Source organism: Sphingobium rhizovicinum (assembly GCF_042647625.1).
Classification (GTDB): Bacteria; Pseudomonadota; Alphaproteobacteria; order Sphingomonadales; family Sphingomonadaceae; genus Sphingobium; species Sphingobium rhizovicinum.
Map to the genome: position 1 here is coordinate 3,594,413 of NZ_JBHRVU010000004.1, position 16,505 is coordinate 3,610,917.

The 16,505-nt window shown below is 64.7% G+C and carries 12 protein-coding genes, 1 tRNA gene and 9 pseudogenes; 13 read left to right on the forward strand and 9 right to left on the reverse strand.

The genetic code is table 11. The features are described 5' to 3' along the window. Window positions 1–182: 182 nt before the first annotated feature. Window positions 183–2,302, forward strand: a pseudogene (locus tag ACFOKF_RS18795) (ligase-associated DNA damage response DEXH box helicase); the annotation flags it as partial. Here the strand turns inward: ACFOKF_RS18795 and ACFOKF_RS18800 are convergent. The 4 genes and pseudogenes from ACFOKF_RS18800 to ACFOKF_RS18815 all read right to left on the reverse strand — a co-directional run bounded on the left by ACFOKF_RS18800 (window position 2,292) and on the right by ACFOKF_RS18815 (window position 4,704). After that, complete coding sequence (locus ACFOKF_RS18800; protein ID WP_380797893.1) at window positions 2,292–2,489, reverse strand: hypothetical protein; 198 nt, start codon at window positions 2,487–2,489, stop codon at window positions 2,292–2,294. The pseudogene ACFOKF_RS18795 and the gene ACFOKF_RS18800 overlap by 11 nt on opposite strands. Before the next feature lie 287 nt (window positions 2,490–2,776). Continuing rightward, on the reverse strand, window positions 2,777–3,064 hold the full coding sequence (locus tag ACFOKF_RS18805) for a hypothetical protein (protein ID WP_380797895.1): 288 nt from the start codon (window positions 3,062–3,064) through the stop codon (window positions 2,777–2,779). A gap of 85 nt (window positions 3,065–3,149) precedes the next feature. Then, window positions 3,150–3,955 (reverse strand): annotated as a pseudogene (locus tag ACFOKF_RS18810) (tetratricopeptide repeat protein). Between the two features lie 51 nt (window positions 3,956–4,006). Further along, a pseudogene (locus ACFOKF_RS18815) lies at window positions 4,007–4,704 on the reverse strand (alpha/beta fold hydrolase). 188 nt (window positions 4,705–4,892) lie between these two features. Here ACFOKF_RS18815 and ACFOKF_RS18820 point away from each other — a divergent pair. From ACFOKF_RS18820 to ACFOKF_RS18860, 9 genes and pseudogenes are all read left to right on the forward strand, one after another. Then, window positions 4,893–4,978: transfer RNA gene (locus tag ACFOKF_RS18820), tRNA-Leu, on the forward strand. Window positions 4,979–5,436: 458 nt separating this feature from the next. Further along, window positions 5,437–5,793, forward strand: a complete 357-nt coding sequence (locus ACFOKF_RS18825) for a hypothetical protein (protein ID WP_380797591.1) — start codon at window positions 5,437–5,439, stop codon at window positions 5,791–5,793. A 67-nt stretch (window positions 5,794–5,860) separates the two neighbouring features. Further along, window positions 5,861–6,034, forward strand: a complete 174-nt coding sequence (locus ACFOKF_RS18830) for a hypothetical protein (RefSeq protein WP_380797592.1) — start codon at window positions 5,861–5,863, stop codon at window positions 6,032–6,034. Between the two features lie 733 nt (window positions 6,035–6,767). Beyond that, a pseudogene (locus tag ACFOKF_RS18835) lies at window positions 6,768–7,409 on the forward strand (hydrolase); the annotation flags it as partial. Between the two features lie 102 nt (window positions 7,410–7,511). Next, window positions 7,512–8,336 (forward strand): annotated as a pseudogene (locus tag ACFOKF_RS18840) (alpha/beta fold hydrolase). 22 nt (window positions 8,337–8,358) lie between these two features. Continuing rightward, window positions 8,359–8,586 (forward strand): annotated as a pseudogene (locus ACFOKF_RS18845) (DUF1427 family protein); the annotation flags it as partial. Between the two features lie 91 nt (window positions 8,587–8,677). Continuing rightward, window positions 8,678–10,485, forward strand: a pseudogene (locus tag ACFOKF_RS18850) (amidohydrolase); the annotation flags it as partial. A gap of 153 nt (window positions 10,486–10,638) precedes the next feature. Next, window positions 10,639–11,516: pseudogene (locus tag ACFOKF_RS18855) on the forward strand (glyoxalase); the annotation flags it as partial. An 89-nt stretch (window positions 11,517–11,605) separates the two neighbouring features. Beyond that, a complete protein-coding gene (locus ACFOKF_RS18860; protein ID WP_380797593.1) occupies window positions 11,606–12,160 on the forward strand; it encodes a DoxX family protein in 555 nt (184 codons plus the stop codon). A gap of 235 nt (window positions 12,161–12,395) precedes the next feature. On the opposite strand, the gene ACFOKF_RS18865 is transcribed toward ACFOKF_RS18860, so the two are convergent. Continuing rightward, window positions 12,396–12,521, reverse strand: a complete 126-nt coding sequence (locus ACFOKF_RS18865) for a hypothetical protein (protein ID WP_380797595.1) — start codon at window positions 12,519–12,521, stop codon at window positions 12,396–12,398. Between ACFOKF_RS18865 and ACFOKF_RS18870 the strand changes: the two genes are divergently transcribed. Both ACFOKF_RS18870 and ACFOKF_RS18875 read left to right on the forward strand, forming a co-directional pair. Beyond that, the gene (locus ACFOKF_RS18870) at window positions 12,499–13,173 is read left to right on the forward strand and encodes an alginate export family protein (protein ID WP_380797597.1); all 675 of its coding nucleotides are present in this window, start codon (window positions 12,499–12,501) and stop codon (window positions 13,171–13,173) included. The genes ACFOKF_RS18865 and ACFOKF_RS18870 overlap by 23 nt on opposite strands. A 204-nt stretch (window positions 13,174–13,377) precedes the next feature. Then, window positions 13,378–14,076: pseudogene (locus ACFOKF_RS18875) on the forward strand (YoaK family protein). A gap of 93 nt (window positions 14,077–14,169) precedes the next feature. Here ACFOKF_RS18875 and ACFOKF_RS18880 read toward each other — a convergent pair. The 3 genes from ACFOKF_RS18880 to ACFOKF_RS18890 form a co-directional block, all read right to left on the reverse strand. Next, a complete protein-coding gene (locus ACFOKF_RS18880) occupies window positions 14,170–14,412 on the reverse strand; it encodes a hypothetical protein (protein ID WP_380797897.1) in 243 nt (80 codons plus the stop codon). Further along, window positions 14,354–14,521, reverse strand: coding sequence for a TMEM175 family protein (locus ACFOKF_RS18885; protein ID WP_380797599.1), 168 nt, complete (start codon window positions 14,519–14,521; stop codon window positions 14,354–14,356). Before ACFOKF_RS18885 ends, ACFOKF_RS18880 begins: the two co-directional genes overlap by 59 nt. A gap of 410 nt (window positions 14,522–14,931) precedes the next feature. Beyond that, window positions 14,932–15,225 carry a hypothetical protein gene (locus ACFOKF_RS18890; protein ID WP_380797601.1) on the reverse strand — a complete coding sequence of 98 codons (294 nt, stop codon included), beginning with the start codon at window positions 15,223–15,225 and terminating at the stop codon, window positions 14,932–14,934. 198 nt (window positions 15,226–15,423) lie between these two features. Here ACFOKF_RS18890 and ACFOKF_RS18895 point away from each other — a divergent pair, with 198 nt between their 5' ends. Beyond that, the gene (locus ACFOKF_RS18895) at window positions 15,424–15,837 is read left to right on the forward strand and encodes a hypothetical protein (protein ID WP_380797603.1); all 414 of its coding nucleotides are present in this window, start codon (window positions 15,424–15,426) and stop codon (window positions 15,835–15,837) included. A gap of 33 nt (window positions 15,838–15,870) precedes the next feature. Here ACFOKF_RS18895 and ACFOKF_RS18900 read toward each other — a convergent pair whose 3' ends face one another. After that, window positions 15,871–15,996, reverse strand: coding sequence for a hypothetical protein (locus ACFOKF_RS18900; RefSeq protein ID WP_380797605.1), 126 nt, complete (start codon window positions 15,994–15,996; stop codon window positions 15,871–15,873). Between the last annotated feature and the right edge of the window lie 509 nt (window positions 15,997–16,505).

Sequence of the window (16,505 nt, forward strand, 5' to 3'; positions counted from 1 at the left end):
TTCCTCTCCATATGTCGGCCCCGCCTGCATTGCCACGGCTACTACGCCCGACTCCGTCAGGGGTTGCGCGGGGCGAGGGGAATGACGATTTCTATCATGAACGCAGCGGCGGCACCAACATGGGGATTGCCCTAAGGCGCGGGGGCCGTGACAGCGGCGACAGGGCATCCTACATCGGATGCATGCCGGCCGCCCTTCCCGATCCTATCGAAAGCTGGTTCGCGGCGCGGGGCTGGCGGCCGCGCCGGCATCAGATGGATATGCTGGCGGCGGCGCAGGCGGGCGCGCATGCTTTGCTGGTCGCGCCGACCGGGGCGGGCAAGACGCTGGCCGGCTTCCTGCCGACGCTGGCGGACCTGATCGACGCGCCGGTCGACGGATTGCATACCCTCTATGTCTCGCCCCTGAAGGCGCTGGCGGTCGATGTGCGGCGCAATTTGCTGACGCCGATCGAGGAAATGGGCTGCCGATCCGGGTGGAGACGCGCACTGGCGACACTCCGTCCGATCGGAAGGCGCGCCAGCGCGCCGGCCGCCGCAGATATTGCTGACCACGCCCGAATCCCTGTCGCTGCTGCTCAGCTATCCCGACGCGGCGCTGATGTTCGATCGTCTCCGCACGGTGATCGTCGATGAAGTCCATGCCTTCGCCACGCAGAAGCGCGGGGATCTGCTCAACCTTTCAATGGCGCGATTGCAGGCGATCAATCCCGCGCTGCGCCGGGTGGCGCTCTCCGCCACGGTGGCCGATGTCGACGCCTATCGCGCCTGGCTGGCACCCGATGGCGATATTGACATGGTGACGCCAGTGCTGGGCGAAGCGGGCGCGGACCCCAATGTCGCGATCCTCATTCCCGAAGGGCGCGTCCCCTGGTCGGGCCATTCGGGCAAATATGCCTCGGCACAGGTGATGGCGGAAATCGAGGCGCGGCAGACGACTCTGGTCTTCTGCAACACGCGGGGCCTTGCCGAACTCATCTTTCAGGAACTCTGGTCGGCCAATGACGCTAACCTGCCGATCGCCATCCACCATGGCAGCCTGTCGATCGAGGCGAGGCGCAAGGTGGAATCGGCGATGGCGGCGGGCAAGCTGCGTGCGCTGGTGGCGACGGCTTCGCTCGATCTGGGCGTCGACTGGGGCAATGTCGATTGCGTGATCCAGATGGGCGCGCCCAAGGGATCGTCCCGCCTGCTCCAGCGCATCGGCCGCGCCAATCACCGGCTCGACATGGCGTCCGAAGCGATCCTGATTCCCGGCAATCGCTTTGAATATCTGGAGGCGCGCGCGGCGCTGGATGCCGTCGAGGCAGGCGAACGGGACGCCGATGATTTCCGCCCCGGCAGCCTCGACGTGCTGGCCCAGCATATCATGGGCCTTGCCTGCGCCGGGCCGTTTCGGGCGGAAGAATTGCTGGAAGAGGTGCGGTCGGCAACGCCCTATAGCGCGCTGACGGCAGAAGCGTTCGATGCCGTGCTGCACTTTATCGAGGGCGGCGGCTACGCCCTGCGCGCCTATGATCGTTTCAAGCGACTGACGCAGGAGGCGGATGGCCAGGGAAATACGCTTTGGCGCGTCTCCCATCCCCGCTTCATTCAGCAGCATCGACTGAACGCCGGCATCATCGTCGATCAGCCCGCCCTCGCCGTGCGCTTCGCCAATGGCCGTAAACTCGGCACGGTGGAGGAAGGGTTCGCCGCCACGCTGCGGCCGGGCGACAGTTTTTTCTTCTCCGGCATGGCGCTGGAGGTGGTGCGGATGGACACGAGCGATCTGGTGGTGCGCGCCACCACGAAACAGGCGCGCATCCCCAGTTGGGGCGGCACCCGCATGGCCATGTCGACGCGGCTCCCGACCGGTCCCACTTTCTTGCCGAACCGCAAATGGCATCGTTTCCCCGCCGATGTGCGCGAATGGCTAAAATGCAGAAGCTGCGCTCCGCCCTGCCCCAGCCTGGCCAGCTGCTGATCGAGACTTTCCCGCATGAGGGGCGGCACTATCTGGTCTGCTACAGTTTCGAAGGCTGGAATGCGCACCAGTCGCTGGCATGTTGCTGACCCGGCCATGGAAAGTCAGGGGCTGATGCCGCTGGGCTTCGTGTCCAACGACTATCGCTGGCCGTCTATGGCATGAAGCCGTGACGATCCGCCAGCCTCTTTTCCGCCGACATATTGGACCATGAATTTGTCGATGGGTCAACAGTCGAGCCTGCTCAAGCGCGCCTTTCGCGATGTGGCGTGATTTCCGGCTGATCGAGCGGCAGCATCCCGGCAAGGATCTTGCCACCTGGTCGATCAGTTACTCGCGACCGGCTTCACCTGCCCACCGTGCGCAGCGAAATCGACGCCAATACGAAGAATTGCAGGGATTTCAAAAGTCTGGGTTTCCCGCCGATGACCTGAAACCTGTAGGCGCGGCGTCAACCAATGGCTCAACAATGGCGTCAACACCATCACCATCACCCAGCGGATGTTGCTGCGCACTACCGACATTGCCCGCGCGCAACGGGCGGTGGCGCAGCAGTTCGATCTCGTCCGGCGCGGTCACGCTTCAGGAAGTCGGCATGCGCTACAGCTTCACGAAGCTGAACGACGTCAACCGCAGATGTGGCCGCCGCCACCAAGGATGCCCGCGCGGCGGCGGAACAATTCGCCAAGGATTCAGGCGCAGGCGTGGGCGGCATCAAGAGCGCGACCCAGGTTATTTCTCGATCGACGCCCGCGATGGCGAAGGGGGCGGCGACGGCGGCAGCGACACCCCTACAAAAAGGTGCGCGTCGTCACGACCGTCGACTTCTACTGAAGTAATCCGTCGATCTTTCGCTCGGCTCAACACCGCCGCGGCGACGCTCCTTGCGGGTGCAGCGATCCTTGTCGCCGATGATCGCGCCAGCCGCGCCGCCGATGATCGCCCCCTCGGCGGTGCCAAGGCCGTCGCGCTGCCAACCACCGCGCCGCCCGCGCCGCCGATCAGGCCGCCGCGCGTCGCGCCGCGCGAACAGGCGCTGGTGCCGCCGCGCCGACGACCAGCAGCCGATGGCGAGCGCGTTCTTGATTCTACTGTCCATGATGTCGCTATCTCCTGTCAGCCCGCCGCAGATAAGCGAACCGGCCGCAGGGGGCAGGGGTTCCGTGACAAAGTCTTGCTGGAGGTCAGCCCGCCGGCTTGTCCGCTGGCAGGCGCGTCAGATTGTCCGCCGCCGCCTCCCCCGGTGATTCCGGCGACAGCCTGACCGCCCGTTCCCAAGCGGATCGCGCAATATCGGCATGATCGGTCAGGATCGCGACATGCCTTCCTCCAGCGCGACCGACGCATCGTCGGCGACAATTGCACCGCGCGGGCGATGTGCGCCTGCGCCAGCCGCATGTCGCCCGATCGCCGGCCAGCGTGGCGGACAGCAGCCAGCCCAGCGGATCCTTGGGCGCCTGCGCCAGTGCGATGTCGATCGAATCGCGCGCGGCGTCAACCTCGCCCAGCGCGACCAGCGCCCGCGCCCGGTCCAGATGCACCTCGCCCTTCTCCATGCCGTCGGGCAGGCCACGCGCCAGCGCTGCGTCGAAATCGGTGCGCGCCTTGGCGCGTCGCCGCCTGCCAGCGCGGCATTGCCCGCCTGCGCCCACAGCCGCGCACTCTGCGCCATTCATTGCCGCCTCGGCCTCCTCCGCCGCTGTTCGAAGGCGACGATGGCCGCGTCCAGCGTTCGGCGCGGGCATAGGCGAACCCCATGCAATGGCGGGCATAGAAGCTGCCGCCATCGATCCGCCATTTCTGGGCGAAGGCGACCCCGGCGTCGGGCGATTCCATCGCCTGATCAGGCACCTGGAAAGGGGCGGCGAATTTGGCCGGCACCGGGATGCGCCATCTTCCCGCACCGGGCGTTTGCGGCGGCGGCGGGGCGCTGCGGCTGCTGCTGCTGCGGCGGCGCGCTCCTCCGCTTGCGCTGCTGGCTGCGCTTCATCACCGCCTCGATCTCGGATCGAGTCTGAGCAGGATCGCAGGAAAAAGGGCATCAGAAAAGGTCCAACAGGCTGGCGACGGTGCGGATCAGCAGGGCGATGTCCTGATCGCGCGACAGGCGATGGTCGCCGTCCTTAATCAGCAGCGTCTGCACATCGGATGAACGCAGCCGCGCCGCCGTCTGCACGGCGATCTCCCACGGCACGTCGGCATCGCCTGACCATGCAGCAGCCGCACCGGGCAGTCGATCGCGATCTCCCCCGTCAGCAGGCGCAATCGCTGGCCCGACTGCCAGAACCCAGCGTCGTCACATAGGGATCGTCGCTATAGGGGTCGGCTCCTCGATCCGGCCTTCGTCGCCAGCAGCGCCTTGTCCGCATCGGTAAAGCCCATTCGGTAAAATCCGGCGCGGCGGCGATGCCCACCAGGCCGACCACGCGATCAGGCCGGGCCAGCGCGACCAGCAGCGCCAGCCACCCGCCCATCGACGATCCGACCAGAATCACCGGCCCTTGCGTCAGCGCATCCATCGCCAGCAGCGCATCGTCGCGCCAACGGCCAGCGTGCCATCGGCAAAGCGTCCCTCGCTCGCGCCATTGCCGGCATAGTCGAGCCGCAGCATCGCGCGCCCTTGCGCCAATGCCCAGTCATGCAGGGCCACGGCCTTGCTGCCCTCCATGTCGGACATATAGCCCGCAGGAAGACCAGCGTCGGCCCGATCCCGTCGCTGCGGCGATAGGCCAGCCGCAACCCATCGGCCGGGCGAGGAAGCTGGGTGGGGGTGGCGAGGTGAGGGAGGGATTGGTCATGCGCTTGCTCATCCTGCAAAAGACGTCACCTTTGCCCCAAAACGCCCTTTTTTGCGAAACCCAAAAAATAATGCGGACAATGCGTTGACAGCATAGGAGGCCGCCGTTAGAGGCGCACTCCTACCCCGTGCCCAGATGGCGGAATTGGTAGACGCACCAGCTTCAGGTGCTGGCGATCGCAAGGTCGTGGAGGTTCGAGTCCTCTTCTGGCACCATTTTTCTTCCCTTGCGGAAGAAAAAGAACGGCAAGGAAAAGAGCGTGTTGCGCTGTTTTTCTTGCCGTTTTCTTTTGCCTTGCGGGTGGCGACCTCCTGTCCGCCTCTTCGAATATCGCAGGATTGTCCAAAAGCCGTCGGCCTCGCCGCGACGTCGGGCAGCTTCGTCCTATGCTCCTACAAGCACGGCGCGCGCACCGAATTGGCATGCGCCGATGGAGGGACAAGCGCTGATGGAAGGAACGGACGCGCGGGATCTGGGCGTCTATCGCGGACTGCGCTTCAGGGCGGGCAGGTTGATCCGGTCACTGTCGATGCCGACCTGCTGATCGTGGCATGCCGCATCGTCGGAAGGCCGCGCCGATCATGGAAAACTCTACGCTGGACCGGGCCTTGCAGGGCGCCTTGTCGCGTCTGCGGGCCGGGGGCTGTTCGACGGGGCCTTTGGCGAGACGCTGGTGCTGGCCCGGCCGCCGGCGCCCGTCCGGTGCGCGTCGCTGCTGATCGTCGGCATGGGCGATGGGGCGGCGATAGGCCTGCGCAACTGGGCCTGCTGGCGGCGTGGCCATGCGGGTGGCGTTGCAACTGGACTGTTGTTCGGTCGCGTGTCTGCTTGGCTTTCCCGCGCCCGAAGGGCCGACGGACCGCATCGATCAGGCCGCCCGGCGATGATGGCCGGCGTCCTGCGCGCGATGGACGCGCATCCCGATCCCGCCCGCTTTGTCGGCATGCAATGGTTGTTTGATCTGCGCGCGGCCGATGCAAAGCGGGCCGACCCGGCATCCGCGCATATCCTGCATCATTGGCCGGATTGACAATGGACTTCGCGCGGGATCGGCCTTAGCTGCGCCGATGCAATCGGACTCGGCCTTCAGTCACAATATGCAGCCCGCCGCGGCGCCCATATCGGTGCTGGTGGTGGACGATCATGCGTTGCTGCGCGAAGGCGTGCGCGCCGTATTGTCCACGCAGGACGATATGCGCATCGTGGGGAGGCGGACAATGGTCGGCTGGCGGTCGACCTCTATGACCGGCTGCGTCCCGACATCGTGCTGATGGACCTGCAAATGGCCGACATGCCAGGCTGGACGCGATTGCTGCGATCCGCAATCGGCACCCGGACGCGCGGATCATCGTCCTCACCACTTATTCGGCGATGGCCGCGCGATCAAGGCGCTGCGGGCGGGCGCGCGGGCTATCTGCTCAAGGCCAGCCTGCGCAAGCACTGCTCGACGCGATCCGGTCCGTGCATCTGGGCGGCAAGCATCTGGACCCAGCGTCGCCACCGCAATCGCGCTGCATGTGCTGGAAGACCCCTGACCGATCGCGAAATCGCCGTCCTCTCGCTCGCCGCCTGGGCAACAGCAACAAGCAGGTCGCCGCCCGGCTCGACATCAGCGAGGAAACGGTCAAGGTCATATGAAGTCCATCTTCGCCAAGCTGGACGCGACCGACCGCACTCATCGGTGACGCTGGCGATCAAGCGCGGCCTGATCGACCTTTGACCCCACCTGATCGCAAGGGCGCTTGCCCGTTTTGCGTTCGATTGATCGCAATCGCATCAGCCCCATCCAATACGCCGCCACAGGCCAGCGATAGAATTGCGCGCGTCGGGCACCCGGTTCCGCGCGTCATTGCCATGCTGCATGCGATGCGCCGGGCCGGCAATTCCGACATTTCTATTTTATAGAATGATCCGACAGATTTTATCAGAATGTTTCGGATCATTCATGCGGACTAACACTGCAACCACAGCAGCGAGACGCTGCCTCATCCAAGGAGCCGACCCATGACGATCACCGCCACCCCGACCCCTGGCAAGTCCCTGATCTCGCCGACCGACCACACCCTCATCCTGATCGATTTCCAGTCGCAGATGAGCTTTGCGACCAAGTCGATCTCGCCCGAATTGCTGCGCAACAATGCCGCCCTCATCAGCCGCGCCGCCAAGTCGTTCGGCGTGTCGACCATCCTGACCACGGTTGCCGAAAAAAGCTTTTCCGGCCCGATGTTCGATGAAATTACCGATGCTTCCCGACCAGCCGTTGCTGGATCGCACCAGCATGAACACCTGGAAGATGCCGCGTGATCGAAGAAGTGAACCGCATCGGCAAAGAACGCATCGTGTCGCCGGTCTTTGGACCAGCGTCTGCATCGTCGCCCGTCGCCTCCGCAATTGATCAGGGTTTCGACGCCTATTTCATCGCCGACGCCTGCGGCGACATCAGCGAAGAAGCCCATGAACGCGCCGTGCAGCGCATGATCCAACTGGCGCCAAGCCGATGACCTCGCTCCAATATATGCTGGAACTGCAGCGCGACTGGGCGCGCACCGAAACCTACGACTCGACCACCGGTATCGCAAGCAGTGGGGCGCTTACGGCCTGGGCATCAAATACGCCAAGACCATGTTCGGCGCCTCCGAAGGCGGCACTAAGTCTGGCGTCGGGCCGGCGCTTCTCCCCCTCTCTCCCCTAACCGCGTCCGTTTTCTCTCTGCCTCCTCCCCCGCTTCTCGCAAAAAGGATCATCCCCATGAGCTTCGTGACCACCGACGATGGCGTCGACATTTTCTACAAGGACTGGGGCAGCAAGGATGCCCAACCGATCATGTTCCACCATGGCTGGCCGCTCTCGTCCGACACTGGGACGCGCAGATGCTGTTCTTCTTGGCAAGGGCTATCGCGTCATCGCCCATGACCGCGCGGCCATGGCCGATCGGCCAGGTGAGCGAAGGCCATGACATGGCCCATTATGCTGCCGACGCCGCTGCCGTCGCCCGCCATCTCGACCTCAAAAACGCCTCCATATCGGCCATTCGACCGGCGGCGGTGAAGTCGCGGCCTATGTCGCCCTTACGGCCTGCCCGAAGGCCGCGTCGCCAAGGCCGTGCTGGTCAGCGCTGTGCCGCCGATCATGCTGGCGACCGAACGCTATCCCGGTGGCCTGCCGATGGATGTTTCGACGGCCTGCGCGCCGGCCTCGCCGCCAACCGCGCGCAATTTTTCCGCGATGTCGCCGGCCCCCTTCTACGGCTTCAACCGCGAAGGCGCCGACGTGAAGCCCGCCGTTATCGACAATTGTGGCGTCAGGGCATGATGGCAGCGCCAAGCCCATTATGACGGCATCAAGGCCTTCTCCGAAACCGACCAGACCGACGATCTGGTCGCCATCACTGTGCCGACTCTGGTGCTGCATGGCGACGATGATCAGGTCGTACCGTACAAGAATGCCGGCGTGTTGCAGGCGGAAATCCTGCCCAATGCGACGCTGAAGATTTATGAAGATTATTCGCATGGCATGCTGACGGTGAATGCCGACGTGCTGAACGCCGACATCCTCGCCTTCATCCAGAACTGATGCATTGAACAGGAGACCGGCGATGAAAGTCTATCTTCTCTCTCTGGGCGCCGTCTTCTGGTCCATCGTTTATTCGCTGCTGGGGGTGCGCTCGCCCGCGCCCCCGTGGTGGCCCTGATCGGCCTGCTTGCATCCTTGTGGGCGAACAGGTCGTCCCACTCGCCAAGCGCTGGCCGATGGTCATGAACTGGCCCGCTTCGTGCGCAATGAATGCCGCGATCATGTGCTGGGTCGCTTGCCCAACAATCAAAAGGCGACGCATGATCACCCGCCGCGACGCCATGGCTGGGTGGCCGCTTCCGCCCTCATCTCCCCTTCTCCGCCAACGCCAAGAACGCCCCATGACCGACACGATCATCGTCAATGCCAAGGTGACGACGCTGGACCGGAGCAATCCCGTGGCGGAAGCGGTCGCCATCCGCGACGGCAGGTTTCTTGCCGTGGGCAGCGAAGCGAAGTCCGCGCCGCAGCCCCCGCGCGACCATCATCGACGCCATGGGCCATCGCCTGATTCCCGCCTGATCGACAGCCATATGCACATCATCCGTGGCGGCCTTAATTTCAACATGGAGCTGCGCTGGGACGGCGTGCCGACGCTGGCTGAAGCGATGGATATGCTGAAGGCCCAGGTCGATCGCACCCCACACCGCAATGGGTGCGCGTGGTCGGCGGCTTCACCGAACATCAGTTCGCCGAAAAGCGCCTCCGACCATCGCCGAACTCAACGCCGTTGCGCCCGACACCCCCGTCTTCATCCTGCACCTCTATGACCGCGCTTTGCTCAACGCCGCCGCGCTGCGCGTGGTGGGCTATACCAAGGATACACCCAACCCGCCGGCGGTGAGATCGTCCGCGACGCCGCCGGCAACCCGACCGGCCTGCTGCTGGCGCAGCCCAATGCGACGATCCTCTATTCGACGCTAGCCAAGGGGCCGAAGTGCCGCAGGACTATCAGCTCAATTCCACCCGCCACTTCATGCGCGACGTCAATCGCTGGCGTGACCGCGTGATCGACGCAGGCGGCGGCTTCCAGAATTATCCGACGATTATGAGATTATCGAGAAGCTGCATCAGGACGATCAGCTGACCGTCCGCATCAGCTATAATCTCTTCACCCAAAAGCCAAAGGAAGAGCTGCCGATTTCTCCGGCTGGTGAAGCAGGTGACGCCGGGGCAGGGCGACGACACTATCGCCACAATGGCGCAGGTGAAATGCTGGTCTATTCGGCGGCGGATTTCGAGGATTTCCGCCAGCCTCGCCCGGTATGCGCCGAGCATGGAAGGCGACCTCGAACCCGTCATCCGTCTGCTCGCCGAACATAAATGGCCCTGGCGTCTCCACGCCACCTATGACGAAACGATCGGCCGCGCGCTCGATGTCTATGAGAAAGTGAACCGGGATACCCCGCTTCAGGGCATCAACTGGTTCTTCGACCATGCCGAAACGATCACGACCGCAATATCGACCGGATCGCGGCGCTGGGCGGCGGCATCGCGTGCAGCATCGCATGGCCTATCAGGGCGAATATTTCGTCGAACGCTATGGCGCCAAGGCGGCCGAGCGCACCCCGCCGATCGCCCGTATGATCGCGCGGGCATACCCGTGGAGCGGGCACCGACGCGACCCGCGTCGCCAGCTATAATCCGTGGGTATCCTTGAGCTGGCTCGTCACCGGCGCACCGTTGGCGGCTTTGCGCTGTATCGCGGCGACAATCGCGTTAGCCGCGAGAAAGCGCTGGCCATGTGGACCCATGAGAACACATGGTTCTCCAACGAGATCGGCAAGAAGGGCCAGATCAAGCCGGGCAGCTGGCCGATCTTGCCCTGCTGTCCGCCGACTATTTCGCCGTGCGGAGGATCAGATCGTCCATATCCGGTCGGTCCTGACCCTTCTGGCGGCAAAGTGGTCCATGGTGAGGGGGATTACGCCCCGCTCGCCCCCGACCTGCCAAGCCCATGCCCGACTGGTCGCCGGTCGCCACCTTTGGCGGATACCACAAGACCCGCGAAGCCCGCGCGCAACTGGCGTCGGCCTGCGGTTGCCATTCGGCTTGCGGCGTCCATGGCCATGACCATGCGGCTGCCTGGGCGCAAATGTCCCCCCGCTGATGTCCAGACCTTCTGGGATCGCTGGGCTGCGGTTGCTGGCTGTCTGATCGGTTCCGGCCCCTTCCTCACCGAAGGGGCCGGTTTCCATCTATTCCATTATTTCGAACATGACGGTCGATTTTATTCGGATCGATCGAGCGATGGCGGCCCGCCTAAAAACCGTCTTGCCCCCTGACCAATTGAGCCACAGACATGACCCGCTTCACCATGATCCTCGCGACCCTGATGGTCGCTGCCACCCCGATCGCCGCGCCGGTAACCGCAAAGCCGGCCGCCACCGCCGATTATTCCGTCGGTCCGCAATATGACACCACCCATGTCTATGTGCCCGAAGGCCAGTTCGACGCCTTCGTCGCCAGCTTCGTCGCGACCTTCGGCGGCAAGACGTCCAAACAGGGCGAATTTCAGGTGACGCCCACCCCCAGCTTGACCAAATCGCAACTGGCGCTGACCCCGGCCGGCACCGTCTCGGTCTTCGGCTTCAAGACGCCGATCCCCTATCCCTTTGGCGATGAACGCACCGGCTATCTGGTCAGCGACATGGACGCCGCCGTCGCTTCGGCGTGAAGCATGGCGCGGTGCGCCGCATCGCCACCTTCCCCGATCCCATCGGCCGCGACGTGGTGGTGCAATGGGCCGCGGCGTGAACATGCAGCTTTACTGGCACACCGCCAAGCCCAACTATCCCGCGCTCGGCACGGTGCCGGAAAATCGCATCTACCTGACCGCAACGTCGCCGACCGCTTCATCCACGACTGGACCGGCTTTGCCCATGGCAAGATCGTCTCCGACGACCACGCCGCCAAGGGCGAGAAATCGGCCAGCCCGGCAAGGCCATCCGCCGCGTCGCCATCGACAGCGGCTATGGCAAGATGACCGTCTTCGTTTCGGACGGCAATTGCCCTGGCCCTATGGCCGCGACATGACCGGCTATGAAGTGGCCGACCTTGATGCCACTCTGCTCAAGGCACAGGCGCCGGCGTCGAAACGCTGGTCGCGCCGCAGACCGTCGCTGGCCGCCAGAGCGCGATCCTGCGCTTCCCGGCGGTTACATCGCCGAAGTCCATGCTCCGTGGCGAACTGACATGCCCCGGTCCGCGACCCCCGCTTTGTCGACGCTATCCTCGACTGGAAGCCGACATGGTTCATCGCCCGGCTGTTGCTGGTCGGCGGCTATCTGCTGGGCGGCATCGTCAAGCTGACCGACTGGTCGGCTGCCGTCGCCGAACAGGCGCATTTCGGCATGAGCCCGCCTGCGCTCTGGGCGACGCTCACCATCGCGCTCGAACTGATCGGCCCGCTCCTGATCCTTTCTGGTCGGTTGGTCTGGCTGGGGGGGGAGCTGGGCGTCTTCACCCTGCTGGCCGCCTTCACCGCTAATGCTTTCTGGACGATCCGATGGTCAGGATCGCTTCATGGCCACAATGCCTTTTTCGAGCATTTGGGCCTGATTGGCGGCTTCATCCTCCCGCTCTCGTCGCTGAACAGGCGCAGCGCCGTGCTTAAGCAAGCATCGCGCGGAAAAGTGGGAACCGGTTTTCCGCAAAAAGCGATGCGCCAACAAAAGATTCAAACAGCCTGCCTCGCCCTCTCGCTCTGCGCATCTGGCCCATTGCCGCGCAGACGACGAGGCGTGGCAGCCCCGACCCTGTCAATCACCCGCTATGATGAGGACTGGTCCGACCTGCCGACGCGAAAAGCGCGCCACCACTGACCGGCCCGTTCAAATATATCCCGCTGGCGATGACATCTGGCTGTCCACCGGCGTCGAACTGCGGCTGCGCAACGAAAAATTACGCCAATAATCTCTGGGGCGGCGATGCGTCCGACGACAGCTATCTCTGGCGCGGGCCATGCCCTATGCCGACCTGCATGTCGGCGCACCCGATGCGCTGCATGTCCGCGCCTTCGTTCAGCCGATCATCAGCTATGCGGTCGGCGTTGCACCCTCAGCCAGCCCGATCGACCAGAGCCGCGTCGACATGCTGCAAGGCTTCGCCGAAGTCGGCGTCGGTCCCGTCACCCTGCGCGGCGGGCGGCAGATGCTCTCGCTTGGCACCGAAACTGATCGGCACCCGCTATGGTCCCAACACGCCGCTGGCCTTCGACGGCGTGCGCGGCAGCGTATCGCTGGGCAAGGGCCGCAAGCTCGACCTGTTTCTGCTCAATCCTGTGCAGCCCGGTCCCGACAGTTTCGACGATCGCACCTCCGACACGCGCAAACTGTGGGGCGCTTACGCCACGCTCCCCGAACTCGATCTCTATTATCTGGGCTACCGCAACCGCGCCGCCTGCTTCGGCGGGCTGACGCGCGGGAGGAGCGCCACAGCATCGGCGCCCGCGCCCATGGCGTGCGGGATCATGGCACTGGAATGTCGAGGGCGTCTACCAGTTCGGCCATTATGCGACCAGCGCATATCCGCCTGGACGCTGGGCAGCGAAGTCGGCCGCAGCCTGCCTTTCTTGCCCCTGTCTCCGACGCCACGCTGCGCTTCAACATCGTCACGGCGACCGCATCGTGGCGACGGCACGCTCGGAACCTTCAACGCGCTTTTCCCCAAGGGCAAATATTTCGGCGAACTGTCTCCCGTCGGCCCGACCAACATCGTCAGCCTCAATCCGCGTATCAGCGCGCCATTGGGCAACGGTTTTTCCGCCAGTCTCGCCGCGATGGCCTATTGCGCTACGCCCGCAACGACGGCGTCTACGATATACCCGGCAATCTGATCCGGCCGCCGGCGACAGCCGCGCCCGCTTCATTGGCAAGGAAGCCGAAGCGACCCTCGCCTGGCAGCCACGCCGGAGCTGGAACTGTCCACTTCGCTGTCTCTCTTCGCGCCGGCGCCTTCATCCGCAGACCGGCCCGGCCAAAACCATCGCCATGACCGGCTTCGAAGCCATTTCCGTTTCTAACCTTTCAGGAGCATCCCCATGCCGCCAGCCCCGCAAAATTCCTCCCCTCTTCCCGGCCTGCTCCTGCTGTTGTCGGTCACGACCGCCTGGTCGACGCCGTCAGCGTCCTTGGCCTGGGAAGGTCTTCACCGCCAACATGACCGGCAATGTCGTCTTTTCTGGCTTTGCAGCGGCAGGGACGCCGCTTCAGGTCGCGCCCTATCTGGTGGCGCTGGCGACCTTCTTCCTCGGCGCTCTGATCGCGGGCCGGTTCGGGCAGGGCTTTGGCAAGCGTCCCCTGCGCCACTGGCTGACGCTCGCCGCGCTGATCGAGGCGGCGTTGTTGTGATCGCGGCGCTCGTGGCGCTGAACTTCCATGTGCCCACGCTTGCGCCGACCGCCGGCCTGTTCGCCATCATTGCGCTGACCCCATCGCCATGGGTTTCCGCAACGCCACCATTCGTCAGCTCAAGGTGCCCGATCTCACCACCACCGTCCTGACCCTGACCGTCACCGGCATTGCGGCCGATTCCAGCATGGCGGGCGGCGCGAACCCAATCTCGCCCGCCGCATCGGCGCGATCCTCGCCATCTTTGGCGGCGCTGCGGCGGCGCGCTGATGGTCGTGCATAGAGGCCTTGCCTTGCCGCTGTTCGTATCGGGCCTGATCGTGCTGCTGGGCACCTTGCTCTGCGTGCGCCACCCGGCGGCCGCCCTGCCGCACGGGGCTGATATTTAGCGCTGCACGACCCGCGCAAAACGGCGATCGGCACGAACCAGAGCGCAATGACCAGGATATAGAGCGCCACCGCCATCCATTGATGGACGAAGCTCAGGGAATGGCGACGCCGTAAATGGCCACGTTCCCCATCCCTTCCTCCATGCCCAGCCCGCGCCAGCTTCGAATCGACGCCGTTGCAGCGACGATCGCCCGCTCGGTCAGGAAATAGCCGATCGCCGCCGCCCCCAGCACGATGCCATAGGCGGCGGTCGCCCCGGTCGAATAAGCGCTGTCGTCAGCAGCGAATGACAATGGCACCAGGCTCAGCCAGAACAGCAGAACAGGTTCGCCCACAGCACCCGCCCTCGATGCGCGGATTGAGCTGGAACAGATGATGATGATTGTTCCAGTAGAGGCCGACATTCACGAAACTGAGCAGATAGGCGATCATCAGCGGCAGCATTCGGCCAGATCGGCAGCGATCCGCCGCGCGGCGCCTTCAGTTCCAGCACCATGATGGTGATGATGATCGCGATCACCCCGTCGGTGAAGGCCTCCACCGCGGCTGTTCATGCCGCGACCTCCCTATCCTGCCATGTTCGTCCCATAACAGCGGCGTCGTGCCCACCAGCCGTTTGAACAGACGGGTCAATCGCCTGATCGGTGAGGCCGCAGCCTGGCGATCTGCGACAGGCTGTGCCGGTTTCCAGCATCAGCATCTGCGCCCGGCGGATGCGCTGGCGGATGATATAGGCATGGGCTTTCGCCCATGCTTGCCTTGAACGCACGGCAGAAATGACCGGGGCTCAGGCTCGTCACCACGCCAGTTCCTGCGTCGCCAAAGTCTGCAAAGGCGGGCGTCGATATAGGCCGTCACTTGCCGCATTTGCCATCCCGCCAGCCCGCCAGTCGGCGACGGCTGATGCGCATCAGGGACCGAGACACCAGCGGCGCGGCAGGAGCCGCACCGGCCTTCCATCGCGCAACAACATGCAGGCGCGATCCAGATAAAGATCGCCTGCGCCTATCCTGTCCGATCGCGCGCCGGGCCTTCACCAGCAGCGCCAATATCTGCGGCCGTGTCGACGGCGGCAGCCGCTGCCGGATCGGGCGATCGCACGCGCTGAAATGACCGTCCATCATGCGGGGAATGATGCGGATGCTCACGATTTCCCCTAGCCCTGATGAAGGGGCTTTGCCCCCCCTATCGGGGTCTTATCGCGGCGGCGGTAGGGCGCTAGGGCAGGGGCGTCCTCCTTTCATGTGACCGCCACCGCATGAAGCACCGCGCATTCTGTTGGCCCTGATGGCCGCGCTGCTGCCAGCGCCGGGCTGCACGCCGGCCCGACGCTGGCGCTAGACCAGATGCCCCACACGCGCTGGACGCTGAAGGTCGGCGCGCCCGGCGTCCGCGCGCTGGCCAGGCCGGACGGCTTTTTGTGGCTGGGCGCGTCGACCGGCCTCTATCGTTCGATGGCGTCCGGTTCGACCGCATTTTGCCCCGACCGGATGACCCCGCCGGTCGCTTCAGGTGACGCGCTGCTGACGGCGCGCAATGGCGACATCTGGGTCGGCTATGATTTTGGCGGATCGCCGTCTATCGCGGCGGCCATTTGCGCGACGCCAATCCCTGGCCGCGCAGGGCGGCGTCAGTGCGATCGTGCAGGCGCGCGACGGATCGATCTGGGTCGCGGCCGAATCGCGCGGCAAAATGCTGCTGTCCCGTTTTCAGAACGACGCTGGACCCGCTATGCGCGGCGCAGGCTGGTGGACGCATGATGGGCCAATGCTCGCCGCGTCCGACGGCAGCCTCTATTCGCCCTGCGCCAGCGCTGCTCCGACTAAAGCGGGCGCCGCGCGTTCGATCCGTCTGCCCGATCGTGTCGCGCCCTTTGCCGCGCTGCGCAGGATGGAGGGGCAGGTCTGGATCGCCGACAACAAACGTCCGTGCGACGGGCAGGGGGAGGCAAAAACCGCCCTCGCGCCGTCAACACCCCCTATTCACCCGTCATCTGACCATAGATCGACCATGCCTTCTGGATCACCGACACAATACCGGGCTGCCCGCCTCGGCCACAGGCGGCGGTCCGAAACGGCTGGCACGGGGATCGCCAGCCCGCTCCGCTCAGCCTGTCGCGCTGGAGGATCGCGAAGCCAATATCTGATCGGCACCGAAACGGCTGATCGCTATCCGCAACGCGCCTCGTCCAAGCCAATGGCACGGAATCGCTGGTGACGGCGTTCGTCGCGCCGCCCGCGGCACCAGCCTCTTCATCGCGGCCTTGCCGGCGTCTATCGCACCACCCGAATGCAGCCGCGCCCCGGCGATCTTCCCAAAATCCGACATCGGCGTCCTGTGCGGCGACCGCGGGCAATTGCTGGCGATCAGCCTCGACGGCTTTCCTGCTCGATCTGGACGCCAGCGGCGACGTTCACCGCACGACGCC